The following is a 25,589-nucleotide window of genomic DNA, read 5'->3' as shown; positions in this document are numbered from 1 at the left end:
CATTTATCATAATTATGCCTCCAGTATGCTCATCACTTTGTTGGGAATATCGTTTAGTCTACTGACTGCCATTGTTTTCTCATATCCTAAGTGTCTGAGATTATCTGCTATTGTTGTTGCTCGAAGGGTGTTTGGGCCTAATCCAAGTGCCACCATGTTAATTCCTAAACCTTTGAATGATTTTATCATGGTTCTTACTGCATCTGGATCTGATGGTTCTCCATCAGTCAAAGTCAAAAAAATATCTGGTCTTTTTGCCTGTAGTACCGGAAACATCTTATCATATACTTCTGCAAGTGGTGTGGATCCATTTGCTACTACATGAGCAAGTCTTTTTGCTGTAACATTATTCCATTTTATATTATCTGGCTTTATTGACCAACACACTACAGTCCTATTTTGAGTACTGAATGCATAAACTGCAAACTTTACCTTTAGAAATGATAAAACTTCACAAAGTGCTAGTGTTGCCTTCTTGTACTCTAATGCATCTGATGCAATACTAGACGAATGATCTAATAAAATTACAATTTTGGTCTTAATTGATTTTTTTACATCCGTAAAAAATGGTTCATATCCTTCAATGTAGTTCTCCTCGTCAAATTCATCTCCAGATCTGAGATGTTCTTCCTTCCATCCTGATCTCCATTCTTTGAATTTTATTTTTAATCCATTAATTAGGCTCAGATCATAAATTACAGTTTCATCAACATTTTTGGTAGTAGGCGTTTGAATTCCTATGGGTTCAGGTGCTAACCCTTTGTTTTCTGTTTTCTTATTTTCATCTAGTAATACTCGATATTCATCATATACATTGTCTCCTCTCAAAATAGCATTTGTATCTACGCTACCGAAATCTCCTTCCTTGTTCTTGGAAATCACTTTTAGTACTCGTCGTAATTCCTCTTCAGTTAATGCCATTCCTGCCTTCATGAATGGTAGAGATACTGGAATGGTCAATAGCGAATCAATATCTAATATTTTTACAATTTCACCTACATGTTTTTCAAGCCATTCCGTATCTCTTTCTTCCTCAATAGCTTTACCCACAACTTTTTTTCCAAGGGCTGTGGCTTTTTTGATTCTCTCAAAATTATTTGATTGAATTTCTCCTTTGATTGCTCCAAACATAAAATATTGATAAAATGCCTCTACAATTCTTGCTTTACCATATACTGTGTGAAGCTGAGGTCTAGACACTAGCATGTATGCATAATTAAAAATTATTTCCTCATCCATCCCTTTCCATATTTTTCTACCCAATTGTTCAACCCTTTGTGTTTCTAGTGTATTTAGAATAAACCCAAAGGCATGATCATCACTCAGGATTTTTTTACAATGTTTTATTCTCATTGCCTCGTACCATAACGAAGTTCTAAATTGTCTGTATTTTTGAAAATTATTTCCTATTCTTTTTTCTAGTGGGGTTAGGATGACTTTGTTTTCTTTTAGTCTTGTTTTTGTTTCAACTTTATCTGAAATCTCTACAATCATTTTGTCTTTTTCAGACCATCTTCTAACTAGAAATGTTGCAATTTCTACTAGAGAATCATTTTGAAGTTGAATCGATTGCATTTAGCTTCCAAACATAGATGTGATGATATCGCTTACTTTTTGATATTCTATGTTTCCCCATTGCGTATACACATTTCCAAAAACAAAATTTGCCGCTTCTTTTGCTGACATTCCTTTCTCTAATAATTTTCCAAAAGCAATTGTTTCTCTTAAACTTGGAGAGTAAAATAATTCTTCAACTGCTGCTGCTTGTCTTAGGGTATTTGCAAGTTTGATTGCTTGGATTATTTCTGCTTCATGTCCAGATACATGTTTCTTCACAATTTCAAGCTCTATGTTTTCAGGAGGGTATTCTAATCTTATTCTGACTGGAAATCTACTTAACAACTGTGGTGGTAATTCTTTTGTTCCACTATGGGTTAGTGGATTAATTGTAGCTACTACAAACCAGTTTTCTTTTGCCTTTACCACTTCTCCCGTTGATTCTTTTAATGCAATCTGACGTCTATCGTCCAAAGCTTCATCTAATCTCAGTAAAACATCTGCTTCTGCTGAATTGATCTCGTCAAGATAAAGCATATCTCCTTCTCTCATCGATTTTATCAAAAGTCCTTCATCAAAACTCACAGTTCCGTCGTTGAGAGTTTTTGTTCCTATTAGGTGACTTTCTCTTGTTCTAAGACTAAAATTTATCGATTCTAAATTAATGCCTTTTTTCTTCGCAAAATCTCTTACAAGTGATGTCTTCCCAGTTCCTTTTGGGCCTATAATTAACACAAAAAGTCCAGTTTCATATGCTTTTTCTAGAATTTGAGCAGAATTATTCCAATCTAAATAAGATATTTGTTCCAAAGTATTTTTTTGTTGAATTCAACAATATTTAATATTAGATCTTATTTTCCGAATTTTTCTACTTTCATAAACGCAGCATCCATTCTTTGATGAAGTGTTTTATTCCATTCATCAAATCCTGATGGATCCTTTGGATATTCATTGTAGTGTTCCACTAACCATTGATTTTCTTTTGATGTGAATCTAAGACCATCTGCAACGGTTTTGTTCATTGCACCTCTGATTATCATCCCAATTTTTCCTAATCCTGAAAAGTCTGGATGTTCTCCTTTACTAATTGATTCTACATCTAGATTTCCTAGGAAATGTTTCATACCATAACTTATCTGATCATTTGTCATTTGTTGTACAAGTCTTCTGAATAATTCAAGCCCTGCTGTTTTGTAGCCATATTCTTTAATGAAATCAAGGTTGTATTGCCATAGACCAGCTTCTGAAACATCATTTGCTTCTATTGCTTGTGCAACATTATTTCCTAGAATTGTTCCTGCAATTAATGCCGGTCCAATTCCTCCGGCATCAATAGGTTTTGGCATCCATGCAGAATCTCCAACTAACATGTAACCACCTGAAACTAAGCAATCATTTTGTCTTCTAACTGATACTTGAAAAACTCCAGAATTGTTGTTTATGTCTTCAGGATCTTCAGAAAGTCTTGGATTTTTTATTGCTTTATTTCGTTCCAAGTATTCTTTCATTAATGATTCTACAGAGTCTTTCTTACCTAATCTTGCATTTCTTTTTTCTAATAATGATTTTTCAACACCTAGACCTATGTTGACTTTGTCATCTCCCTTTGGAAAGACCCATCCATATCCACCTGGAGCGATATCTTGGTCTAGATGAATTATACAATAATCAGGATCAAATTCCGAAAGATCTTTTTCCGCCTGATCAAAATACATAATGTATCTTCCAGTTGATTCTAAATCTCGTCTATCAATTCGCTTTTCTACTTTGGTTGAGTTTTGGAGTCCGTTTCTGAGCACTGATGTAACTCCCGTTGCATCGATTACTACCTTTGCAGTTTTTTTGAACGGTTGTTTTGATTTGTTGTCTATTCCTTGTACTCCTGTTGCCTGCTTTCCCTCATAAATCAGACCCGTGAGATTAATTTCATATTCGAATTCAATTCCCATTTTTTTACATCTTTCGTTTTGAATCTCTGGTAACTTTTGACGATTTAGCATGTATCCTGCTCCATCAAAGGGTATTGCTGTCTCTCTGTCTGGCGAAAATGCCATTACTCCTTTAACGTCGTGTTCAATTTCGGGTCTTGTCCATTCTACCTTGATTCTGTTTGACATAAAATCAACTGCTTCTTTTGAACATGCATCTCCACATACCCAACCTGCTAGGGATTTCCTACCTGGAAATAATTCTGAATTTCTGTCAACAACTAAAATTTTCAAATTTTGATTTGAATAATGAGATATTGCTTGTGCAGTAATTGTACCTGCAAGGCCTCCTCCTGCCACTATTACATCATAGTCTGCCACGATATGAGGTCTGTATGTCGGTATTTAAAATAATACATCTCATGTATATGGTGTTAGTTAGCATACTGCTGTTAAACGACTCAAATGTGGGTCGGTTCGTCGCGGCGTCTTCAAAGCTTTCGCTCAGACTGGAGCGGCTGTTATTTCCTCATTCCCAACTTGAATTGGGCTGTTATTCTTATTTAATCTAGTTGGCAATCTGAAAAATTTTTGTAAATGATTGTATTTTGTCTTTTTTATTGTAAATTGGAGTGTGAATTTTTATTTTTATCATGCCCCTCTCGTTAATGATTACATTTCCATTGATTAATTCTTGTTTATCTAACCTAAAATGAAACCTAGAGTCTACTGTTCTTTCATCAATCTCTTCAATAAGTTTCATAATTTGATCTTTTTTCAATAAATCAAGTAGTTTTTTGAGCAATACTTGTGCCTGTTTTTTGATTATTTTGACCTTTAACATGATTATTGGATTTTCGTAATGCCCTACTGTATTATTGATTGTAAAATTCTCCTCATCCAGATCAAATGTTTCTTTAAACGCCGCAAATATTTTTGATGGATCTTCTGTAGCGTGGATTATTACATCGATTGTGATCTCAATCTTGTCTGGCATAATTAAAAGTAATTTCTTACTTATGCTTCAAGTAGAACTGTTTCTTTTTCTGCAGTTCTGATTAGTTTTACTTTTTCTAGACCCACATGTCTTACTCTAATTACTTTCTTAAATGCAGCCATAATATCTGAATTAATCTTGCTGTAGCATGTTGCTTGGACGAATTGCTCTATTGTCATATCGGGAACTGTTTTGTTGATTACGTCCCTTGCAATTAATCTCAATGCATGTTTTCTTGATGTGTTGAGTTGTCTGTGTGTGAGTGCTATTACTTTAATTCTGAAAATGTATCCGTCTTTTGTTTTGATATCGATTATAAAATTAATTTTTGAGGAACCACGTCTAACAAGACTGCGTAAGAATTCCTTTGAATATTCAAATCTCTTGAAGATTGTTGATGCCTTATCTCCATCTACTTTGTCAATTTGAAAATATATCTTGTATTGATGTTGTGATGGATCTCCCTTGAGAATATCATATAGTGTTACTTCTAAAACCCGACCTGAAGCGTTATCATCATCTGTAATTGGCACATATGCTATTGGAACATTGTTAAACGAATCTGGAGCATTAACCGTAATCCAGCGTTTTTCACGCCACTTGTCTTTTACTCTACCTTTTCTTCGTGCCAATTATTACCGACCTTTGAATCCAAAATATAAGGGTATGTTACTAGATCTCTTTCTGATTGCCCATGTACCTCTGTAAAACATATGGGATCTTTATATGCCCGTCCTTGGTTTGGAAATTTTCCATTATTGAAACCAAAATTCTAGATGTTGCAATCAAGGTACTGTTTAGTGTGTGTAAGTACTTGGTTTCCTCATTTGTCTTGTCTCTAAATCTAATTTTCAGCCTTCTTGATTGGAAATCCATACAGTTGGAGCATGATACTATTTCTCTGTATGCATTTTGACCTGCCATCCATGCTTCTATGTCATAAGTTTTAGCCGAAACCTTTCCCATGTCTCCTGTAGATAGTAACATTACTCTGTGAGGTATCTCTAATTTTTTGTAAAAATCTTCAGCAATTTTTAACATTTTTTCATGTTCGTCCCATGAATCTTCTGGTCTCGAAAATACAAACTGTTCAATCTTGTCAAACTGATGAACTCTGAAAATTCCTTTCTGATCCCGCCCATGGGCACCAGCTTCTTTTCGAAAACATGGACTTACTCCTGCATATCTTATTGGAAGATCTTTTCCTTCAATAATCTCATTTTGATGCATTGCTGCCATGGCGTGTTCTGATGTTCCGATCATATACAAGTCCTCATCTTCAACTTTGTAGATCACTTCTTGGAAATCATCTGCAATAATTGCACCTTCCATCGATTTTTTGTTTATCATATATGGTGGTTGAATTAATGAATACTCTTTTTCAGAAAGGAAGTCGAGTGCAAAATGAATTAATGATTGATTTAGTCTTACTAGGTCATTTTTAAGATAATAGAATCTAGCCCCTGCAACTTTTGCAGCTCTCTCCAAATCTACCAAATCTAAATTTTCAGAAACGTCTATGTGGTCATTTATTTTAAAATCAAAATTTGGAATTTTTCCCCATTTTCGTATCTGTACATTGGCAGTATCATCTGGACCAATTGGTACTGATTTATGAATTAGGTTTGGCATAATTAACATTAATTTTGAATATTCTCCATTGACGGATTCTTGTTCTGATTCTAGTGCTGCCAGGTTATCTGAAACTTTCTTCATTTCCACTAGGCTTTCTTCAATTGACTTTCCTTCTTTCTTTTTTTGTGAAATTTCTAAAGCTACCTGATTTCTACGCTTTCTCAAGTCGTCAGTTTTTGTAATCAATTCTCTTCTTTTATGATCTAAATCTATCAGTCTGTCAAGATCAAATTCTATTGATCTTGCTTTTAACATCTCTCTAATGGTTTGTGAGTCTTCTTTGATTTTTTTTGGATCTAACATTATTTTATTACCTCTAAAGCAATCTTGGTATGCTCCAACACCTCATCAATTGTTCCAATGATGTGTTTCATGTTTTCTTTACTCTCGAAATTAAAAATTAGTTTATTATCAATATTTTGTATATTCATGCTCAAACCTTCTGGAAAATCAACATTGTCTGGCTCTAATGCTTTTTTCACCGTATCGGCTTTTTCCTGTGGAATATTATTGATTGTTATCTGTACTTTGCAATTTAACGACATTTACTTCCAAGTAATTGAGAAACTCATCTAATTTGTCTTTAGTTATTTTTGCACCCGCTGCAGCATCATGTCCGCCTCCAATTCCTTCAAATTTTTCAGCTCCACGTCTCATTATGTCGCTTAGGTTGATTTTTGATTTACAACTAAATGATTTTCTAGATGAGAATTTTATTGTATTTTCTTCACCTTTAGTCCTCAATATGACAATTTTTCCAGAATTTTTAGGGGCACCTGCAATTAGGGAAGAAATAGTTCCAGTCATCATTTCAGGCACAATATCTTCTCCATTTACCATTACACAGGTCTCTGTTTCCGAAATTCGCCATCTTTCATTTGCTAAAATTTTCATATACTCTCTTATCATTTTTCTATAATCTGCTAAGATTTCTTCTCCTTCTCTTAGAATCTTATTTCTATCTCCCATGCAAATAGCAATTCCTACACCAGAACGGTTTATCCTACCACAAGAATTTAGCATTGTTGAAAACTCTCTTCCATCTCTGAGGAAACTTCTCCTATCTTCTTTGGGAAATGTATAGGTATATCCAATCAATTCTGTCATCATTTCAGTACTGTTCTTGTCTGAAATGAATTTGCTAATTGATTCGATAACCTGTCTTTTTTCATTTTCATCAAGTTCGGATGGTACTCTCCACCTGCCATCTTCCTTGAGGTTAATTCCAGAAGAATTAAGAAGAGATAGACATGCTCCTCTGTTCCACGTTAATCCTTCAATGAACGGATGTGCTGTAAATGCTAACGAGTCTGGAAGTGGTCTTGTTTCTCTTCCTGCTAGTAACAGGTCTAAATCGATATCTACTAGTCCTAATTCTTTTGCTGTGTTTGCAATCTCAAAATTCATTCCTGTAAATGATTTTCTTTCTCCCTGATCTTGTCTATCCCCTAATGCTGCTATCAATGCAATTGCTGATAAATCTGAATTTTTATCATCTAGGGCCATGGATGCAAGATATGCCATGCCTCCAGCGCAAATATCGTTACCTCCATCGATTCCATATTTCCAAGAATTGATGACATTTTGATTGTCAAATTCTTTATCTGGAATTTGATGATGATCTAAAACAATCCAATCATCCCCTATTACGTCATCTAAATTTGTCGCAAACCCTCCGCCCAAATCTGTTATTATGTGAAAATCTCTCGAGTCTGTTTTGAGAGATTTTACTACCTTTTCACTAAATTCTTTTGATGTTCTTACAGTACAATTTGCTCCTGCTCTAACTAATGCTTTGGTAATTATACTTCCAGATGTTAGTCCGTCACAATCAATATGTGTTGTAACTGAAATTGATTTGTTATTCTTAATGCATTCTGATATCTTATCTTTGAAATATGAAAGTGACTCGTCTAAGACTTTTGTCATCACTCTAGTTGTGCTACAACTGATTTATATTTCCAGTTTTTAGGAATTCTTTCAATTTTTTTGTAGTATACAGACAATCTGTGAACCTTAGCCTCAATTAGCTCTAAGGATCTGACATTTCTCCTGTCTCCTCTATTTGCCTTAAGGTGCTTTTGAAGTCCTACTGCTTTTTTGACAATGTTCTCCAAATCCTCAGGCATCTCTGCCTTCAAATCATTTTCTTCTAAAATTTCACCTATGCTTTTTTTCGTGATTGGTTTGATTAATGGAATCGAATGTTGGTCTCTCAATTTAATTCCTATCTGACTAGGTGTTAAACCATCTTTTGCATACTTGATAACCAATTCTTCAATCTCTTTTGGGCTTTGTGTAATCCATGAAGGCGCACGTAACGTAGCTGGTCTAATTGAATGTGATTTCCCATGTCTGTGCGTATGCATTCGTCCCATGATTTTGAACAATAAAGAACAGAATTAAACGTTACTTATACTGATCTCGTACATAATATCGATTTTTGGGGTTTAGAATAAAAGTTAAATAAGTCACTGGCCCCAAAACGAACAGGTAAACGGTATGAATAACAAGATACTCTTAGCAGCATCCTTAATTGCTGTCTTCACTATTGGTTACTACGCAGACGGTGCAGTAGCATTTGCACAGTACATGGGTAACGTTGGTAGTGATGGTGCTACTGGATCTTACACATTGGAAGAGGCACTTGAACTTCAGAGACGAAGAATCGAATCTGCTGAAGCAAATCCCTCATCTGGATCAGGAACTCCATACCTTGATGCAAGTGGTGTAGTTGGTGCCTCCGTTATTGCAGGAGCAGTATTCGGTGGTATTGCAGGTGCATTCTTCATTAGAGGAAGATCTGGTAAATATGCAGCAATGGGCAGAGGATAACCAAACCTATCTTTTCTCTTATTTTATTAGTCATATCTTAGCGTATGCTGATCTCGGCCTTTTTGATAATAAAAGAAATGTATATATCGCACAAATAGAGTGAAAATATACAATGACTCCTATCGTAGGAAATTTCCTGAGCATCCTGTCATCACTTACGGGACAATTGGGACCAAACTATGATCCATTATTCTATGATGTAATGATTTACATCTTCGGAACCATGATGTTTACAGTATTCCTTCTTGGAATTATCTCATTCTGGTTACGTGTACACGGATGGGCCTATAAGGACAACCGTGAGAGATGGGTTGATGAATTGGACAGACACTTTGAAAGAGAAGGTATCGGTCTAATTCCAGACAACGGTAAATACTGGTAAAATCACTTCCTTTCTTCTTTTCATTATTTTTAAGTCCTTTAGCACTTGCTAATAGTATCTTTATTTGAAAAACCAATTTTTCTCAGTCTGCAAATGTTCTGATGACTAATTCTCAGGCGGTAGGAAGTCTGAATCTTTTGATTCGTCATATGCTTTTGACGTAAATACTGCTTTGTAATGATAGCCGTCTTGTATCGGAGTTTTAAGACCATGATCTGATAACTTATCGTTTACATAAATTTCTGTTTTTGATTCTTCCATATCTCTGATTTTAAATTTTGAAATGTATAGGAAATGTCCTATTTCAAAATTGGGATTTTCTATCCACTCTGCATATACGGTACCATCATTAGAAAGCGTGTATATCGCTCTTTGACATCCTTCAGTAATGCCAATATTTGGCTGAACTTCAGCTTTTAGCCCATCTTTAATCATTTCAAATGTAAATGATATTTTCCAAGTGGTGTCCAAGTCATCAATACAAGCATTATGTGGTTGGTTAGCTATTGTGGGGTTTACTAAAGTGGTAGTTAGTAATACTGCTCCAGCACCAATTAGGGCGCTTATTATGAGGAACTTGATGGTTTTTTTCCTCTTATATGGATCAGTTGCTCCTACCCATTTCATTATTTTGGAATTGGACAAATACCTTAAAGTCCTTTCTTTTATTCGTATGATATCTCAATTATGTCTAGTTGGTCTTGATGATCAGCTAGAAAATATGTAATCTCATCTGAGTCAATTTCTACCCATTCTGATTCTCCTTTATATGGAAGATAGTCTTCCACGAACAGATCATTGTCTCCTGTTAAACGAACTACAACTTTTTCATTTTTTGGCTCTATCTCAAAGGGTAATTTTAGTACCTTCCCTCTTCTCTGATTTTGAATATTTACCTTGAATTTGTCTGATCTAAATTCAACTTCTCCGAAAAAATAACTTTGAAAAATATCTAATTTTGTTATCTTAAAACTGATCATGTAATGGTTATGTCCTACTTCGAATTAAAATTTAATTTTGTTTTTCCTAGTTGTCACTAGGACTTACTATAAAATGAAAAGGAAAAGGTTGGGTTTTTTAGATTACTTGCCAGGGTCGTGTTGCAAACGTAATGACATATCCAACACCAATCATGATTGATTGATATGCGATGTTGGTATATGGGATTGGTTTGAGAATTGGGTCTCCTTCTACGACTACTGTTTGACCTGGACCTAGTCCTGGACCTACTTGAGCTACATTGAGTTGGGTGTGTACATGGTATACACCTGGTTCAAGTGCTTTTGCAGATAATTGATAATCGATGACTGCGTTTCCTGGAATGTCAAAGACATTTCCTGGTGGATCTCTTGCGAGCATCTCCCATCTGTTACCTGCGTTGGTTGACTCTGAGAATATTGATAGCCATCCTCTTAGGTCTCTTTCTACAAGACTGACTAGTGTTCCTGAAAGAATCAAGGTTTCACCAGTTTCCAGGGATTGTCTGTTGAAGGTTTCATCTTCAATTCTAATGAAACGACTCTGGAGTTGTGCTTGGACACCGTGTGCGTCTGCAGGTGGAAGTATGGCTTCAACCCAATCGAAACCTAATGTTCCTAGTGCAAGTACGACACCTAGTCCTAATACGAAAATCTTTTTTTCGACCATAGTTATCCCTAATATTGACAACAACAATATACGTCGTTATATGTTTTACCTTCATTGCGTAGATCGACGTTTCGACAAATGTTTAACACTAGTGTTTAACAATAAAAATTGAAAATTTCTAATATAAAACTTACATTAAATTGATTTTAAATTTTTAAAAATTTCAAAAGTTTTTAGAAAAAATTAAAAATCTCTAATATAAAATCCAGGTTTTTAAAACTCTTGCTTTATATTCTTAATTTACATGATTACTATCATGGCACAGATGCCCGCATTAATCCCAAAAGAAGTTGAGATTCAGAGACTAAAGAAAATCTGGCTCATCGTTATTGCTATGGGGTCAACTGCAGCATCAGTCGAAGTAGATAACTTCGTTGATGGTTCTCTACACCAAACTTCTATCAGAGACAGTGCATTTACACCAGCACACTGGTGGCTGTATTCCCACTTTGTTGCATTACCACTTGGATGGGGAGCAGCAGCAATCTATGATAGAAAAGTACCAGTTCTCAGAGGTCCAAATAACTCAATGAACACTGGTTTGAAGATGACTATTCTTGGTTACCTTGCAACCATGTTTACAATTGGAGTCAATGAGATGTGGCACTTCTGGTTTGTAGAGGAAATCTTTGCAGTACCAAATCACTGGATGTTTAACATGGGTGTTGTAGTAGCATTCATGGGTGCACTTGCATACGTAGTCAGAGTATATGCTAGACTCGTAGAATTAGGTGCAGAGACTCCTGGTGAGAATCCATATGTTGCAGAAATGTACAAGATGGCCCTAGAAGGCAAATTGTACAGTAGAGCAATCCCATAGACAAGAAAACAAAATTGTGCAAAAGCACATTTTTTTATCTTTTATTCTTCCAAAAAGCCGTAGATCGTACTAGAGTTGTCCGTTTAAGAAAGACTTAAAAGTATTCTGAATCGTATTAAATCCATAATGACTCTTCCAAAAGGATTCGGTTCTGGCGGTGCTGGTGGTTCATCAAGCGCTGATGTAGAACGAATGATTGGAAAACGCGTTGAAAACATGACTGGTATGATAACCATTTCATTCTGGGCAGCAATATTGGCAACATTTGGTGGTACTGCAGCTGGGTACTTCTATTATCCATGGGCATATCCTACAGCAAGTGGTCACTTTGCATTCATCGTGCTTACAATCATTATAGCAATAGGTTACATCTTCTGTGTTAAAGTCATGGAAGAAGGTTCCAATAAGAACAGTAATGGTATAGTTGGCGCAAGTGTAGCTGGTGCAGCTGCATTTTGTCTCTTCGTAGTACTGTTTATTGGTCGATAACCAGAAGGAAACCCCTTCGGACACATTTCTTTTTCATTTTAACTTAAAGAATTTCTAATGCATGCATTTTTTCTTGCTTAAAACAACGATCTTCATCAAACTCTAAAATTTTATATACTGACCATTTGCCTAACTGGATATGGTCTGGTTAAGACGATGTACACACTACTTGTTCATAGTAGTAGTTGCAGTTAACTCTACACTGTTAACAATTAATGCAGGAGACTACATCTTCTACACTGACTGGGCTTGGACTTCGTACACGGTATTCTCAATATCGCAAACGTTGATGCTTATTGTAGGTGCAACATATTACCTAACATTTACAGGCGTTCCAGGCACAGCAACGTACTACGCTCTTATTATGACAGTATACACATGGGTAGCAAAAGCCGCATGGTTTTCACTTGGATACCCATATGACTTCATTGTAACTCCAGTTTGGCTACCATCAGCGATGCTGTTGGATTTGGTTTACTGGGCAACAAAGAAGAACAAACACTCTTTGATACTGTTCGGAGGCGTACTGGTAGGAATGTCTTTACCATTGTTCAACATGGTGAACCTGATAACAGTAGCAGACCCACTTGAAACGGCATTCAAGTATCCAAGACCAACATTGCCACCATACATGACACCAATCGAACCGCAAGTAGGTAAGTTCTATAACAGCCCAGTTGCTCTCGGTGCAGGTGCAGGTGCAGTATTGGGATGTACGTTTGCAGCGTTAGGTTGTAAGCTTAATACTTGGACTTACAGATGGATGGCCGCATGGTCAAAGTGGGACTAAAAACCCAACCTTTTCCTTTTCATTTTATTATCTACTACTAGTGTTAACTCTAGATCATTTTTGAAAAAATAACTCTAAAAACCTAATAATTTTTTATTAGCAATTCAAAGTGGCCTGTTCTCTTTCTTGAATCAGAATTGATAGAACGGTTTGCTTGAATCTTGCTTATTTTCCAGGGTTCTGATGAGAACATGTCAGAGACTTGTTTTGAATCTGAATTTGACAATAACACTTTGCACCCTTTGGAGTCCAGTTTGTTACAAAGGTCTGTTAGTCTTTCAAGGTCCCTATATGTAAAGTCCTTGTTTGTGTAACTTGTAAAATTGGCAGTATCGCTGACTGGTTGGTATGGGGGGTCAAAATACACTAGATCTCCTTTTTTGGCATCCCTTAGAACTGCCCCAAAATCGCGACATTTGATTGAGACTTTGCTTGCTTGGAGTATGGAGCTAACAGAACGAAGGTTCTCCTCATTGACGATATTTGGATTTGTGTAACGTCCCAGTGGAACATTGAATCTCCCTTTGCTGTTAACTCTGTATAATCCGTTAAAGCAAGTCCTGTTCAAAAAGAGCAATCTTGATGTCTTCTCGATCTCGCTTCTTGGGTTTGATTCTCGGACAGAGTAATAATATGATTTTGAATCCTTGTGATAGTTTTTTTCGTGATTTTTTAGAGATAAAATTAGGTCATCAATTCTGTTTCGAATCGTGGTATAAGCCAAAACCAGATCAGAGTTCAAATCTGAGATGCTGCATTTTTGGCCATCTCTTTCAGTGAGGATGTGGAAGAGCAAAGCACCACCTCCAATAAATGGCTCAAAGTAGGCCTCAAATGTCTTTGGCAAATTCTCATTTAGAATTGGAATCAGTTGACGCTTTCCTCCTGCCCATTTTACAAATGGTTTTGGGATGACAGTTGATACCTGAGAATATTCTTGTTTCAACAATTAGTATTGCAGAATTTTTTAACAGTCCAGAACATAAAAAAAATTGATCTTGGACTAACTTTTTCCTAGTCTCAGAATAGCTTAAATACAAATTTCGTAAATTTGACAAAAATCCATTTTTGAACAATAATTTTAAAAATTGAAAAGCTTCGAACGGGATCCGGACCCGCGACCTTTACCTTACCAAGGTAACGCTCTACCAGGCTGAGCTATCGAAGCACAAATTATCCCTATCTGAAATCCTTATAATTCTTCATGCTTTCAAACTCTCTAAACTGTTAAATTTCACACATTTTTTTACAACTTTGGAGGAGTAATCAAGCCTGGCCAAAGTAAGCACTTTGTGCTTTTGGACATGCAGGACTTAAGATCAAATAATGGGTGATCCTGTCTCTCAGGAGTTCGTGGGTTCAAATCCCACCTCCTCCACTTTGTTTTATTTTGGATGTTTTATTCCTCTGGCGTTTAGCACTTCGTAAACATCTGGTAATGAAAATACAAATCCGACATGAACACAATCTTTCTCTTCACATAATTGACAAAATAACTCTCCTTTTTGAACTGCAACTTCTGCGATTCTATTTTTAATATTGTCTTTTAGAATAACTCGATCATCATCTACTGAAATTTTTTCTATTTTTGGAGCGTATCGTGCAAAGGTCTTATCCTTTTGCATCATTTCCTCTAACATGTACGTTACATAACCTGAAAAGCTGTTAACGCCTTTCATTACAAGCTCGTCTTTACTATTTTGATAAACCTCATGGAATTTATCATAAACTGTTTCTGATACTGTTATTGATTTGAATCCAGCTTTTGGCAATTTACTTTCCTCTTACCGTACATTAAGGTACTCATCTATTTAATGTTTTATTTTCTTTTATTCATACTTGTGAATTAGCCTTTATACACAAGCGTGATTAAAATCGCATATGGGAAAAGGATATTCTGTTGAAGACATTCGAGATAGAATAATTTCAACATTACAAAATTCTAAAAATGGAATGTCTGGAGTAGAGATTTCGGAGGCTATTGGAATTAATCGAATTACAATGACAAAATATCTAAAAGTATTTGCAGCAGAGGGATTGCTTAGACAAAAAAACATTGGAAATGTTACTTTGTGGTTTTTGCAACCAGGACAAGAATCTTATAATTTTCCTGAAGATTATTTTGTAATAGCAGAAAAATACCTTGATTATCTAATTCGAGGTACAGATGATCAGATATTTTCTATGATTCAAAACTGTTTACATTCTGGTGCGACTGTTGACCGACTAGTTTTTGAAATAATTCTTCCAGCAATTGATTCAATTCAAGTTCTTTTTGATGATGGTAAAATTGGAACCTCTGAATTCAATCTTTTAAAAACTACGATTTCAAACTCAATCCACATTTTAAATCAGGTTCCAGTCGTATCTGACTCTAAAAAAAATGTTGTATTGATTGCGGCTGATATGAACAGTTTTTTGCTATCTGAGGCTGCTTCTTCTGTATATCACTCACAAGGATGGAGAGTTTCTAATTTGGGAGATATGTCTTCTGTAATCAATATTTTATTTGACCTTGATTTTCAAAAACTAGTAGGGAAAATTTGGAAACAAAAACCAGGACTTTTATTGGTTGTAATATTCTCTCAAACTGACGAAGGCTTGAATTTCTTTGCAGATTCAATCAACCCAATAATTGATAAATTTGGAAAAAACATGAAGTTGATTTTGTGTGGTAAGATATCTAAGAAAAAGAAAATTAATTGTAGTCTAATGTCTGAAAAAATCGAAGATATTCTGCAATGGTCCCAAACAGTGTCTCAAACTATAAAATAATGAAAAATGGGCCCGATGTGATTCGAACACATGACCTTTCGATTTCTGAAGGTTTTATCAGTCGAACGCTCCAGCCAAGCTGAGCTACGAGCCCACGAAAAATCATCTAGTCAGGACTCATTTAAGTCTAATTTTCTTTCCACTTGATTGAACATCCGATTGAAGGGTCGAATTCCTTCTCAATTTTTTTACCTGATAATAATTTGTCAATATTGTCTATCATGGTTTTTTCTGTAGCTGCATCATCTGGTTTCATAGCATTATCAATTCGTCCATGAAAAACTAGTTGTTTTTGACTGTTGAATAGAAACGGATCTGGTGTACACATGGCGCCATATTTCTTTGCGATTTCTTGTGTATCGTCTACCAAGTAGTCAAAACCAAATCCTTTTTCCTTGGCGGTTTCTTTCATGGCCTCAAAACTGTCTTCTGGATAATCTGTTGAATCATTGCTGTTTATTCCAATCATAGCAATATCGCTTCCACATTTTTCATATAATTCGTTTAATGCATCTACTTTTGCTTTGACATAGGGGCAATGATTACACATGAAAATTACTAAGAATCCTTTGTAATCTTTATAATCATCTAACTTGTGCTTTTTGTCATCAATTCCTAATAACTCAAAATCTGGCGCTAAATCTCCTGTTTTTAGCTTAGCTTGCGATTCTAAAAGTACCATAAAAAATCAATCTTGTTTTCAAATAAAATTCTTGCCAAGAAGACAACAATTAAAATCTGCACATAAACAGTTCTTCCTGTGGGCCGGTAGTATAGCCTGGTAGTATACCCGCCTTGCACGCGGGGGGTCACGGATTCAAATTCCGTCCGGTCCACTTTATCTTGATCGATGTTGAAATTCGGAATGTTGGATGGATTTAAATAGGATAAGTTTTTGTTTTTTTCTATGGCAAGCTATGTAGACGGATGGCCGGTATTTATTCCACTCATTGTTGGTTTAGCTCCAGGATTAATTTACTGGTTAGCAATTACTGCAAAGAGAAGCTAAAATTTACATCTCTTTTTATTATTTTTTCACGTAGTGTAAACTAGGTTAAACCTTGTTACCTTTCTTGTTCACTATATCATATGTTACACAAAATTAATCCCTTTTTCAAAGATTATCATATGATAAAACCTATTCTTTGTGGTTTTCTTGTTTTACTCTTGATTCCTTTTTCTAATGGATTTGCTCAAGAGTTTTCTGATAATGCACCAACATTGTCCGTTTCATTAGGTAATGTTACTCCATATGTCTATCAAGATTCTGATGGATTTACTGTTGTAGTTGGAATGGTAGAAAATAATGATTCACTCAGCTCTGTATCTAATGTAAGAATTCAGGCAAGTTTCTTTAATGAATTTGATCTCAATCCAATTGAATCTGTTGAAGGAACCAGCGTTCTAGATGTAATTCCTGCTGGTGGACAATCTCCTTACATGATTAAATCTAATACAACCAATTCATCCGTCTCTGAAGCATCTGTGTCTCTTCTTAGTTTTGATTCTTCTATAGATAAACACAAAGGATTGAATGTATACTCTAGTGAAGCGTTTTCTGACACTTCATTTAGATTCTCAGGAATTTTGGAAAATAGCGGAGCTCCTAGCACCGATACAAAAGTACACATTGCTTTTTACGATGGCTTTAATCCTCCTCGAATTCTTGGAGTCTCAACCCTAGATATTGGCAAGGTAGATCCTAATACAAACTTGAATTTTTCATTTGAGGAACAAATTGATTCACGATCTGTTGGCTTTTTGTTATTTGCAGAATCAAATATTTTCTACTCAGACATTGTAGATGTCAAAATTCCTCCTCCTCAATCTCTTACAAAAATTGTGAAAATTTCAGATGTTTCTGTTAAAGATAAACTCGGAAACAAACTCTCTGAAATCAAAACAGGAACTACCGTGCATATTGAGAGTGAAACTTGGGTTCAATTTGCCACAAATCACGGAGAAGATGAAGAAACTCCATATACTTACTATGTGCAAATTAAAGAGTCTGGAAAAACCCCCTTTGTGGAATTTATCGGGAAATATGATGGACGATTTATTGGAACTGGTCTTCAATCTCAAACTGTAGACTGGATTCCAGAGAAGAAAGGTCTTTTTTTCATTGAAACATTTGTGTGGGACAAAAACAATATCCCTATAGCAGAACAAGGACCATTTGTTCTAATAATTGTAACCTGATAGATTTATTTTTAAATTGATGTCTTCAACAACATGTCTGATTTTTCTCTTGTAGCAACAGGTGGAACTTTTGATATAATACACAGGGGACATTTAACATTACTTTCAAATTCCTTTAAAATTTCTGACAAAGTAATAATTGGGTTGACTAGCGATGAATTTGCCCGTAAGAGAGGAAAAACTCTTGTCAATAACTACCAAACGCGATTAGATAATTTAACTAAAATAATCTCAAAAGAATTTCCTTCTTCCTCTTTTGATATTCGTAAATTAGATAATGATTTTGGACCTGCCGTTTTAACAAAAGAGGTTGAAGCATTAGTCGTAAGTGAAGAAACAAGTGGTCAAGGTAAGGTACTAAATCAATTAAGAGTCTCAAAAAATCTTCCTCCTGTTAAAATAATTACAATACCAATGTTTTTGGCAAAGGATGGAGTACGTATTTCTACTACCCGCATAAGAAATTCTGAAATCGACATTGAGGGAAACTCTCTATCAGTTGACCCTTAGCTTCTCAAACATTGAGTAATTAAAATAAAACAAAATTTTCTAACTTTATTTCATGGCTATAATTGGTTCAATGATGAGAAAGATTGATTCGGATTTAACAAATCTTAAACAAGGATTACAGCCTGAAAGCCTTTCATTTTGGTACAATAAAATCATACTGGAAACTATTGAGATGGCACCCCCGTGGTTGCAAGATAAAATTAAGGTTCATCAGGATCCTATCCTTCCAATGAAATTTAATTTAGATATCTCAAAAAGAGCGGTAAGATACTTTATGATTGCAGTCGATAATAATTTAGATGCAATGCCATATTCTACAAAACTTTACTTCCTTAAAGTTCAGGAAGTAATGTCCACTGAAATGGACAAGTCTCTTGTATGATTAGTTTTTTTAGGCACAAAACTTACCCCTAACTATCTATATTCAGTTAGTTTAACCCATTGTAATGGAATTCTACAAATCAAGGGACTTTAATAGAAAAAAATCTGGAGGCAATGCCAGAAGAAATGAAAAACTATCTAGGTCTTTTAGAAATTCCAGAAATGACCGAGACTCACGCTATTCCAGAAATGTAAACCAAAATGAATCTGCCATAGTTACCTGTGCTGATTGTGGTAATGAATGTGAAATTCCATTTGTTCCAAAACATGATCGACCTGTATATTGTAGTGATTGTTTCAAACTCAATAAACCTGGAAAACTTGATGATGATAAAAATTCCAGAAATGACCGAGACACAAGATTTGAGAGTTCTCCACAATCAAACAAAAATAATTTCAAAGATTCCAGATCAAAAAATGCGAAATTTCTAAAAAAACAAGAAACTTTCTATTCTGGAGGATCTGAAAAATTTTATGCCTCTTTAAAAGAGAAATTATTTGAAATTTTAGGTGGCAAAGTATGTTCAAGTTGTGGATTTAAAGATGCAAGAGCTCTAGGCTTTTGTCATATTTATGATGATGCAGTTTTTGATAACATTCGACGAGGCGGATTTGCGTCTTCCTGGGGAAAATATATTTCTGAACCAAATCTGGCAAAAGAGGAATTAAAAGTTCTATGCCTGAATTGTAATGAAATAAGACAACCACTTTCAAAACCAAAGAAAGAAAATTCCTCCCCTAAACGGAAAAAAAGTAAATTTTTCCCTCGATAAACAAAAAATCAGGTTTGAGAATTTATTAACACTTTAATTATAATAATTATAAACTCAAAACATGAATAGTGATTTTAAAGCGATGGGACTTAGTCTGGTTGCTATGGTAGGCATTGTGGCAATTTATTTCACACTTGTTCCATAGGTTACTCTTTTATTATTTCTACATCAAAATTGATGATTTTGGTGGATATTATCTTGTGTTCTTTGTCCACTACTGATTGAATAAAATCTGCAAATTTTTCCACGTTTTTTTCATCTTTGAGCAAAATACTGTGTGCTGATTTATCTTTTAATGCAATAACTAATTCATTTTTGATCACGTTAAGGATTGCAGTAATGTATGTCTCCATTCCATCCTTTATGAAAATAAGTGACGCAAGCTTCTGTGCTTCATATTTGTCATCACAACTAATGTAAGTTCTCATTTGTTTTCCAAAAGAAATTCTTCTATTCTATTCTTTGCCTCTTCTCTCTTTTTTTGGTGAACTTCCAAAAATTTATTGATTTTTTCGATTAATATTGCCTTTAATTCTCCTGAAAGAAGTTTTCCTGATTTGTAATCATCGTATATTTCCTTTAATTTTTTATCTTCAGGTTCAAAAAATATTCTCAAATATTGATAGGATACATCTATGTCTGGATTTCCACCAAGTTTTCTGTGTTTTTCTATGTCTGGCTGACCTCCTGAAAATGCATATTTGTTTATCTTTTTCTTTACCATGTTTGGCGTATCTGTTGTGTAAATAGTACCACTTTCATCTGAAGCTGACATTTTACCTCCAGGCCCTTCTAATGCAGGAATCATTATGTTGTGGATTAGTGCGGGTTTTTGTTTACCAATCTTTGGTGCCACGTCTCTTGTTAATCTGAAATGGGGATCTTGATCAACTCCTAATGGAATTAAAACTGATTCATCTTCAATAAAACAAGGCGCTGATTGTAATGATGTGTAAAAAATCATTCCTAAATTTGTTTCATTTGTAAATCCAAAAGTTGCTTTTGTGTTTGAGAAATTGATTTTTTTTGCAACTTGTGCGGCAATAGGATAAAGAGTTTGAATATTTCTTGTGTTTATGATTATTTTTGTTTTTTTAGGATCAAAACCTAATGCAATAAAATCCAAGGCATTTTCATATGCATATTTTTTAGTATCCTCCAAACTAAGTCCCGATTTTGAATAGAATTTTTCATCATCTGTTAATTGAAAGTACATCTTAACATCAAATTTTTCTTGTAACCACTTTGCAAAAATCCATGGAACTAAATGTCCTATATGGGTATGTCCTGATGGTCCTCTTCCAGTATACAAAAAGAATTTCTTTCCTTTTTCATAATCATCCAAAATTCTATTCATGTCTCTGTGTGAGAAAAAAATTCCTCTCCTAAGCATAAAATGATCTTCGCCTGTAATTTTCTTAAGTCTAGATTGTAATTCTGATGAAATTTTTTCAGTACCAAATTTCTTGATTAATTTATCATAATCAATTTCTCCTTCTACGTGCCATGGAGTAACAATAAAGTCATCTGCTGACATTCAATTTGACTTAGGTTAAGGTTTAAAAAGTCTTTTTCGAACTTTGAGCTATTGTCGAAAGTTTTTCATGAAATTGAAAAAAAAATTATTCAATCTCTAAAAGAAAATAATAAACAAACTCTTGAGAAACTTGGTGAATCTACAAAACTTTCACCCGATCAAATCAGAAGAGGGATAGAATGGTTACGACTAAAAGATCTTGCAGTTGTCAATCAGTCTCAAAAACGCACCTTTAGATTGGGAAAAAATGGTATTGAATCTTTTCAAAACGGTTTACCTGAAAAAAGATTATTAAAATTACTTAGCAATGGCCCAAAAAAAATCTCTGAATTGCAGCAGGAGCTTGGATCTCTTTTTGGTCCAGCCATGGGTTTGTCTAAAAAGAATGATTGGATTGAAACACTATCTGATAAAATTTCACTCAAAACTTTGCCTGCTGTATTCCCTGGTGAAAAAACACTAAATCATATTGGAATGGAGGAAAAACCCGAAGATACAATTGATGAAAAAGATTGTCTTGCACTTTCCAAAAGGCCTGATTTTCTCATTGAAAATATAATAAAAAATAAAGAAATATCTTTAACTGACATAGGAAAATCCACAAAAGTTTCAGAATCTACTGGTGCTATTGATGTAGAAGCTAAAGTACCAGAATTATTTGTTGCACGAACACATCCGCTGAAAGATACAATTGATGAAATTAGGGAAATTTTTGTAACTCTTGGATTTTCAGAAATTATTGGGAACATGAGTCAGTCCAGTTTTTGGAATTTTGATGCATTGTTTACTCCTCAAGATCATCCTGCAAGAGAATTACAAGATACCTTCTTTTTAGATTCTATCTCTGCAAAAAAAATTGGAACTCCTGAACAGATTAGAAAAGTATCATCTTCTCATAAAAAAAACTGGCATTATCATTGGGACATTAATGAAGCACGAAAAATGGTTCTAAGAACTCATACCACGTGTGTAACCATTAAACATCTTGCAGAGCAAAAACCTGATGAGGCAAGGGTTTTTTCTTTAGGGCGAGTGTTTCGAAATGAAAAAGTAAGTTACAAACATCTAGTAGAATTTAATCAAATTGAAGGAGTTGTAGTGGGTAAAAATGCTACTTTACGAGACTTGATGGGAATTCAACGTGAATTTTACAAACGAATTGGAATTACAAAAATTAAGTTTTGGCCCACTTTCTTCCCATATACCGAACCATCTTTACAAACAATGGTATACAATGAAAAACTCGATAAATGGGTGGAATTATTCGGAATGGGTATTTTTAGACCTGAAGTTACTAAACCTCTTGGAATCAAAAAACCAGTTTTAGCATGGGGAGGTGGAATTGAGAGAATTGCTATGTTAAAGTACAACCTTAACGATGTTAGGGAATTCTATAACAACAATTTAGGTTGGTTAAGGAGTGTCACAAAATGCCAGTAGTTGATTTATCCTATAAACGCCTACAAAAATTAATTGGAAAAGCAACAAAAAAACAAATCTCTGATTCTTTACCTTTTCTAGGATTAGATATTGAATCTGAGGATGGTGATTCTGTTCGTATTGAATACAGTCCTAATCGACCTGATTATTCAACAGATTATGGTATTGCAATTGGAATGCAGGGTTTGCTTGGAATAAAAACTGGCTCCATTAAACTAAGAATAAAACAATCTAGTAAACAATCAATCTCCGTAAAGCCTCAAGTCTCAAAAGTACGACCTTTTGTAACTGGAATAATTGCCAAAAATGGCAATTTAGATGATACCGCAATCAAGCAATTTATGGCAATGCAAGAAGACTTACATTTTGGCATTGGTCGTAAAAGACGAAAATCATCTATTGGAATACATGACCTGGATAAAATTTGCTTTCCCTTGGTATACACTACTATCACAAAAAACCACAAGTTTGTACCTCTACATTCTGAAAAAGAAATGTCTGTCTCTGATATTTTAAAAGAAACAGATGTTGGAAAAGAATACGGCCATCTTCTAGAAAATCACTCTGAGGTACCAATAATTCTAGATTCCAATGAACAAACAGTTTCCCTTCCACCTATTATCAACGCGGCTAAAACAACTCTTACCAATAAAACAAAAAATCTGTTTGTAGAGGTTACTGGCATAAATAAACAAGATGCTGAAGATATGCTTGCTGTAGTTGCTACTATTTTGCAAAGTGCAGGTTTCACTTTGGAATCAATCAACATATCTGGTAACAAAAACTCTACTCCAAAATTCCAACTACGAAAAATGAAGATCAATGATAGTCTGGTCAATCAAATTCTTGGATTAAAATTGAGTACATCTAAGATTGTATCTTCTTTAAAGAGATCTCGTCTTGATGCCACAATAAATGGTAAAAGTATTCTTTGTACTATACCTCCATATAGATTTGATATTTTTGGTCCAATGGATTTAGTCGAAGAAGTATCATTAGGTTATGGAACTCCAAATATTACTCCTATCTTATCCCCATCTCAAACGATTGGGCAAACCAATCCTGTCTCAATTCATTTGAGGTCTTTAGATCAAACTATGGTTGGATTGGGATATCATGAAGCACTAAATTCTAGTCTTACAAGCAAACGTGTACTTTATGATATGGTTAATCGTGAATCCAAAAACATAATTTCTGTGTTGGACTCAAAAAGTCAAGAACATACCATTTTACGTGATGCTGTTTTTCCTGGTCTCTTAGAAAATATCTCTAGAAATATTCATGAACCATATCCTCAAAAATTATTTGAATCGGGCACTGTTTTTTCTTTAAATGATCCTGTCTCTGAAAAAATTAATTTTGCAGGTATTAGCGCTCACAAAGATGTAACATTCACAGAAATAAAATCTGTATTGTTTTCGGCAATGAAAATGGGATTTGCAATAGAAATTCAAACCAAATCTTTTGATCATCCTTCTTTTGAAAAAGGACATTGTGCTGAGGTCTTAGTAAATGGAAGATCTATTGGAGTCATTGGCATGATTAATTCCAAAGTTGTTGAAAAATATAAAATTCGTGTATCTGTAGCAGCATTTGAAATCTCTTTATCTGATTCCGTTTTCAAATCTTTTTAAAAAAGAAGAGAATATCATTATTGATCCTGCAATAGTCATAATCCCACCTACTGAAATTTCAATAATTAATCTCTGATGCATCTCTCTGTCTTTTTCATCCATTATATTTTGAAAACTCATTTTTTCAAAATATTGGATTTGAGGATAATCAAAAATAATTACTAGTATTCCTAAAATTAAAACTGTAATTCCAATAAAAAAAATTGTTATATTTTTAATTTCCATGTGGGAAACAAATTTCTTATGAAATTTATTTTTAGTTGCTCTGTGCGTATGAAAAATTAGAAAAATACACTATCAATGGTTTTTAGTAGGCATGTCCTTATTCTTAACGCCCAAGAGCAGGCATGCAGACGGATTAGGATGATGTCGATCGTAAGGATACCAATGATTTCTAATTCACCCAGGCATGCTACATTATGGGCACCCCGGTTAGAAAACCCAAGGAGGTTTTGGCTAAATACCAATGAACTTGTGCGAGTCAGAACCGGGGAACAATATAAACAATTTACAAAAAACTAAAACTAGTGACTACAAGAACAAGGTATAATGGCAAATTATTGGCTAGCCAAACAAGAACCAAGTGGTCCAAGAGGATATAGTTTTGAACAACTAAAAAAAGATAAGAAAACAGTTTGGGACGGTGTCCATAATAATTTGGCCTTAAAGCACATGCGAGAAATGAATCCTGGAGATCTTGCAATTTTCTATCATACTGGCGATGAACGACAAGCTGTAGGTATTATGGAAATAGTGTCAAAACCATATCCAAACCCTCAAGAAGACAATGAACGATTTATAGTAGTTGATGTAAAGTACAAAAAATCCCTGAAAAGAGCAGTGACTCTTGAGGAGATGAAGAAAGAAAAAACTTTTCAGGATTGGGAATTGATCAGAATCTCACGATTGTCTGTAATGCCTGTACCAAAGAAAATCTGGGATAAAATAATGACAATCTCTGAAACCTGAATCAAATCGGTTTATTGATATAGTCGATTTGTGTAGTAAAACCATGGCAACAGCTTATGTTTTAATAAACTGTGAACTAGGTTCTGAGGAAGCTATAATTCAGCAACTAAAGGGTCTAGAAGGTGTAAAAGAAGTTCATGGAACTTTTGGTGCCTACGATATTTTGGCCAAGATAGAATCTGACACTGTTGAAAAACTTAGAGAAACAATAACTTGGAAGATTCGAAAAATTGAAAAAATTCGTTCTACTTTAACCCTTATGGGTATAGAAGGCCAGACATAAAAACACCC

At 34.7% G+C, this 25,589-nt stretch carries 32 protein-coding genes and 4 tRNA genes; 16 read left to right on the top strand and 20 right to left on the bottom strand.

The features are described 5' to 3' along the window. Positions 1-12 precede the first annotated feature (12 nt). From ACOQN3_RS08975 to ACOQN3_RS08935, 9 genes are all read right to left on the bottom strand, one after another. The gene (locus ACOQN3_RS08975; RefSeq protein WP_420546123.1) at positions 13-1,575 is read right to left on the bottom strand and encodes a VWA domain-containing protein; all 1,563 of its coding nucleotides are present in this window, start codon (positions 1,573-1,575) and stop codon (positions 13-15) included. Then, positions 1,576-2,367: an AAA family ATPase gene (locus ACOQN3_RS08970; RefSeq protein WP_420546122.1), complete on the bottom strand. Its 792-nt coding sequence runs from the start codon at positions 2,365-2,367 to the stop codon at positions 1,576-1,578. 41 nt (positions 2,368-2,408) lie between these two features. Beyond that, the gene (locus ACOQN3_RS08965) at positions 2,409-3,866 is read right to left on the bottom strand and encodes an NAD(P)/FAD-dependent oxidoreductase (protein WP_420546121.1); all 1,458 of its coding nucleotides are present in this window, start codon (positions 3,864-3,866) and stop codon (positions 2,409-2,411) included. A gap of 187 nt (positions 3,867-4,053) precedes the next feature. After that, positions 4,054-4,482 (bottom strand): RNA-binding domain-containing protein, encoded by a 429-nt coding sequence (locus ACOQN3_RS08960; protein ID WP_420546120.1) that lies wholly within the window; start codon positions 4,480-4,482, stop codon positions 4,054-4,056. A gap of 20 nt (positions 4,483-4,502) precedes the next feature. Beyond that, a complete protein-coding gene (locus tag ACOQN3_RS08955) occupies positions 4,503-5,114 on the bottom strand; it encodes a 30S ribosomal protein S3ae (protein WP_420546119.1) in 612 nt (203 codons plus the stop codon). Between the two features lie 40 nt (positions 5,115-5,154). Next, a complete protein-coding gene (gene serS, locus ACOQN3_RS08950) occupies positions 5,155-6,420 on the bottom strand; it encodes a serine--tRNA ligase (RefSeq protein WP_420546118.1) in 1,266 nt (421 codons plus the stop codon). After that, entirely contained in the window at positions 6,420-6,662 is a 243-nt protein-coding gene (locus tag ACOQN3_RS08945) for a KEOPS complex subunit Pcc1 (RefSeq protein WP_420546117.1), read from the bottom strand. Before ACOQN3_RS08945 ends, serS begins: the two co-directional genes overlap by 1 nt. Beyond that, the gene (locus tag ACOQN3_RS08940; protein WP_420546116.1) at positions 6,625-8,046 is read right to left on the bottom strand and encodes a DHHA1 domain-containing protein; all 1,422 of its coding nucleotides are present in this window, start codon (positions 8,044-8,046) and stop codon (positions 6,625-6,627) included. The genes ACOQN3_RS08945 and ACOQN3_RS08940 overlap by 38 nt, the downstream gene beginning before the upstream one ends. After that, entirely contained in the window at positions 8,046-8,495 is a 450-nt protein-coding gene (locus ACOQN3_RS08935; RefSeq protein WP_420546115.1) for a 30S ribosomal protein S15, read from the bottom strand. The genes ACOQN3_RS08940 and ACOQN3_RS08935 overlap by 1 nt, the downstream gene beginning before the upstream one ends. Before the next feature lie 124 nt (positions 8,496-8,619). Here ACOQN3_RS08935 and ACOQN3_RS08930 point away from each other — a divergent pair, with 124 nt between their 5' ends. Both ACOQN3_RS08930 and ACOQN3_RS08925 read left to right on the top strand, forming a co-directional pair. Then, positions 8,620-8,952, top strand: a complete 333-nt coding sequence (locus ACOQN3_RS08930) for a hypothetical protein (protein WP_420546114.1) — start codon at positions 8,620-8,622, stop codon at positions 8,950-8,952. 112 nt (positions 8,953-9,064) lie between these two features. Further along, complete coding sequence (locus tag ACOQN3_RS08925; protein ID WP_420546113.1) at positions 9,065-9,334, top strand: hypothetical protein; 270 nt, start codon at positions 9,065-9,067, stop codon at positions 9,332-9,334. Positions 9,335-9,439: 105 nt separating this feature from the next. On the opposite strand, the gene ACOQN3_RS08920 is transcribed toward ACOQN3_RS08925, so the two are convergent. The 3 genes from ACOQN3_RS08920 to ACOQN3_RS08910 all read right to left on the bottom strand — a co-directional run bounded on the left by ACOQN3_RS08920 (position 9,440) and on the right by ACOQN3_RS08910 (position 10,981). Continuing rightward, the gene (locus ACOQN3_RS08920) at positions 9,440-9,961 is read right to left on the bottom strand and encodes a hypothetical protein (RefSeq protein ID WP_420546112.1); all 522 of its coding nucleotides are present in this window, start codon (positions 9,959-9,961) and stop codon (positions 9,440-9,442) included. 38 nt (positions 9,962-9,999) lie between these two features. Continuing rightward, entirely contained in the window at positions 10,000-10,314 is a 315-nt protein-coding gene (locus ACOQN3_RS08915; protein ID WP_420546111.1) for a hypothetical protein, read from the bottom strand. Positions 10,315-10,411: 97 nt separating this feature from the next. After that, positions 10,412-10,981, bottom strand: a complete 570-nt coding sequence (locus ACOQN3_RS08910) for a methane monooxygenase/ammonia monooxygenase subunit B (RefSeq protein ID WP_420546110.1) — start codon at positions 10,979-10,981, stop codon at positions 10,412-10,414. A 256-nt stretch (positions 10,982-11,237) separates the two neighbouring features. On the opposite strand from ACOQN3_RS08910, the gene ACOQN3_RS08905 reads away from it, so the two are divergent. The 3 genes from ACOQN3_RS08905 (at position 11,238) to ACOQN3_RS08895 (ending at position 13,080) form a co-directional block, all read left to right on the top strand. After that, positions 11,238-11,801, top strand: a complete 564-nt coding sequence (locus tag ACOQN3_RS08905) for a methane monooxygenase/ammonia monooxygenase subunit C (RefSeq protein ID WP_299291478.1) — start codon at positions 11,238-11,240, stop codon at positions 11,799-11,801. Between the two features lie 126 nt (positions 11,802-11,927). Further along, on the top strand, positions 11,928-12,290 hold the full coding sequence (locus tag ACOQN3_RS08900; protein WP_420546109.1) for a hypothetical protein: 363 nt from the start codon (positions 11,928-11,930) through the stop codon (positions 12,288-12,290). A gap of 139 nt (positions 12,291-12,429) precedes the next feature. Then, positions 12,430-13,080: an ammonia monooxygenase gene (locus ACOQN3_RS08895; protein ID WP_048079293.1), complete on the top strand. Its 651-nt coding sequence runs from the start codon at positions 12,430-12,432 to the stop codon at positions 13,078-13,080. Between the two features lie 82 nt (positions 13,081-13,162). On the opposite strand, the gene ACOQN3_RS08890 is transcribed toward ACOQN3_RS08895, so the two are convergent. Then, positions 13,163-14,026, bottom strand: coding sequence for a DNA adenine methylase (locus ACOQN3_RS08890; RefSeq protein ID WP_420546108.1), 864 nt, complete (start codon positions 14,024-14,026; stop codon positions 13,163-13,165). Between the two features lie 148 nt (positions 14,027-14,174). Beyond that, positions 14,175-14,248: transfer RNA gene (locus ACOQN3_RS08885), tRNA-Thr, on the bottom strand. A gap of 88 nt (positions 14,249-14,336) precedes the next feature. Here ACOQN3_RS08885 and ACOQN3_RS08880 point away from each other — a divergent pair. Beyond that, positions 14,337-14,458: transfer RNA gene (locus ACOQN3_RS08880), tRNA-Leu, on the top strand. Positions 14,459-14,465: 7 nt separating this feature from the next. Here ACOQN3_RS08880 and ACOQN3_RS08875 read toward each other — a convergent pair. Then, positions 14,466-14,852, bottom strand: a complete 387-nt coding sequence (locus ACOQN3_RS08875; RefSeq protein ID WP_420546107.1) for a hypothetical protein — start codon at positions 14,850-14,852, stop codon at positions 14,466-14,468. Positions 14,853-14,961: 109 nt separating this feature from the next. Here ACOQN3_RS08875 and ACOQN3_RS08870 point away from each other — a divergent pair, with 109 nt between their 5' ends. Further along, a complete protein-coding gene (locus tag ACOQN3_RS08870) occupies positions 14,962-15,855 on the top strand; it encodes an ArsR family transcriptional regulator (RefSeq protein WP_420546106.1) in 894 nt (297 codons plus the stop codon). 7 nt (positions 15,856-15,862) lie between these two features. Here ACOQN3_RS08870 and ACOQN3_RS08865 read toward each other — a convergent pair. Together ACOQN3_RS08865 and ACOQN3_RS08860 are read right to left on the bottom strand one after the other, a co-directional pair. Then, positions 15,863-15,949 (bottom strand) — tRNA-Ile (locus ACOQN3_RS08865). 33 nt (positions 15,950-15,982) lie between these two features. Further along, the gene (locus tag ACOQN3_RS08860; RefSeq protein ID WP_420546105.1) at positions 15,983-16,537 is read right to left on the bottom strand and encodes a thioredoxin family protein; all 555 of its coding nucleotides are present in this window, start codon (positions 16,535-16,537) and stop codon (positions 15,983-15,985) included. Positions 16,538-16,617: 80 nt separating this feature from the next. Between ACOQN3_RS08860 and ACOQN3_RS08855 the strand changes: the two genes are divergently transcribed. The 5 genes from ACOQN3_RS08855 (at position 16,618) to ACOQN3_RS08835 (ending at position 19,718) form a co-directional block, all read left to right on the top strand. Continuing rightward, positions 16,618-16,691, top strand: a tRNA-Ala gene (locus tag ACOQN3_RS08855). Positions 16,692-16,944: 253 nt separating this feature from the next. Beyond that, positions 16,945-18,054: a hypothetical protein gene (locus tag ACOQN3_RS08850; RefSeq protein WP_420546104.1), complete on the top strand. Its 1,110-nt coding sequence runs from the start codon at positions 16,945-16,947 to the stop codon at positions 18,052-18,054. Positions 18,055-18,087: 33 nt separating this feature from the next. Further along, the gene (locus ACOQN3_RS08845) at positions 18,088-18,564 is read left to right on the top strand and encodes a phosphopantetheine adenylyltransferase (protein ID WP_420546103.1); all 477 of its coding nucleotides are present in this window, start codon (positions 18,088-18,090) and stop codon (positions 18,562-18,564) included. 52 nt (positions 18,565-18,616) lie between these two features. Then, entirely contained in the window at positions 18,617-18,946 is a 330-nt protein-coding gene (locus ACOQN3_RS08840; protein WP_420546102.1) for a hypothetical protein, read from the top strand. 64 nt (positions 18,947-19,010) lie between these two features. Further along, positions 19,011-19,718: a CxxC-x17-CxxC domain-containing protein gene (locus ACOQN3_RS08835; RefSeq protein ID WP_420546101.1), complete on the top strand. Its 708-nt coding sequence runs from the start codon at positions 19,011-19,013 to the stop codon at positions 19,716-19,718. 146 nt (positions 19,719-19,864) lie between these two features. Here the strand turns inward: ACOQN3_RS08835 and ACOQN3_RS08830 are convergent, their stop codons facing one another. Further along, a complete protein-coding gene (locus tag ACOQN3_RS08830) occupies positions 19,865-20,146 on the bottom strand; it encodes a hypothetical protein (protein WP_420546100.1) in 282 nt (93 codons plus the stop codon). After that, the gene (locus tag ACOQN3_RS08825; RefSeq protein ID WP_420546099.1) at positions 20,143-21,255 is read right to left on the bottom strand and encodes a tryptophan--tRNA ligase; all 1,113 of its coding nucleotides are present in this window, start codon (positions 21,253-21,255) and stop codon (positions 20,143-20,145) included. The genes ACOQN3_RS08830 and ACOQN3_RS08825 overlap by 4 nt, the downstream gene beginning before the upstream one ends. 51 nt (positions 21,256-21,306) lie before the next feature. Here ACOQN3_RS08825 and ACOQN3_RS08820 point away from each other — a divergent pair, with 51 nt between their 5' ends. Together ACOQN3_RS08820 and pheT are read left to right on the top strand one after the other, a co-directional pair. Beyond that, complete coding sequence (locus tag ACOQN3_RS08820) at positions 21,307-22,695, top strand: phenylalanine--tRNA ligase subunit alpha (RefSeq protein ID WP_420546098.1); 1,389 nt, start codon at positions 21,307-21,309, stop codon at positions 22,693-22,695. Then, entirely contained in the window at positions 22,686-24,329 is a 1,644-nt protein-coding gene (gene pheT / locus ACOQN3_RS08815) for a phenylalanine--tRNA ligase subunit beta (RefSeq protein WP_420546097.1), read from the top strand. Before ACOQN3_RS08820 ends, pheT begins: the two co-directional genes overlap by 10 nt. Here the strand turns inward: pheT and ACOQN3_RS08810 are convergent. After that, positions 24,300-24,554: a hypothetical protein gene (locus tag ACOQN3_RS08810; RefSeq protein ID WP_420546096.1), complete on the bottom strand. Its 255-nt coding sequence runs from the start codon at positions 24,552-24,554 to the stop codon at positions 24,300-24,302. The two genes, pheT and ACOQN3_RS08810, sit on opposite strands and share 30 nt — an antisense overlap. A 324-nt stretch (positions 24,555-24,878) precedes the next feature. Between ACOQN3_RS08810 and ACOQN3_RS08805 the strand changes: the two genes are divergently transcribed. Continuing rightward, entirely contained in the window at positions 24,879-25,298 is a 420-nt protein-coding gene (locus tag ACOQN3_RS08805; RefSeq protein WP_420546095.1) for an EVE domain-containing protein, read from the top strand. Between the two features lie 43 nt (positions 25,299-25,341). Beyond that, positions 25,342-25,581, top strand: a complete 240-nt coding sequence (locus tag ACOQN3_RS08800; protein ID WP_014963852.1) for an Lrp/AsnC ligand binding domain-containing protein — start codon at positions 25,342-25,344, stop codon at positions 25,579-25,581. The last annotated feature ends 8 nt before the right edge of the window (positions 25,582-25,589 follow it).

Origin of the sequence: Candidatus Nitrosopumilus sp., from assembly GCF_965223225.1 — an archaeon.
Classification (GTDB): domain Archaea; phylum Thermoproteota; class Nitrososphaeria; order Nitrososphaerales; family Nitrosopumilaceae; genus Nitrosopumilus.
This window is presented reverse-complemented; position numbering and strand designations above follow the sequence as displayed.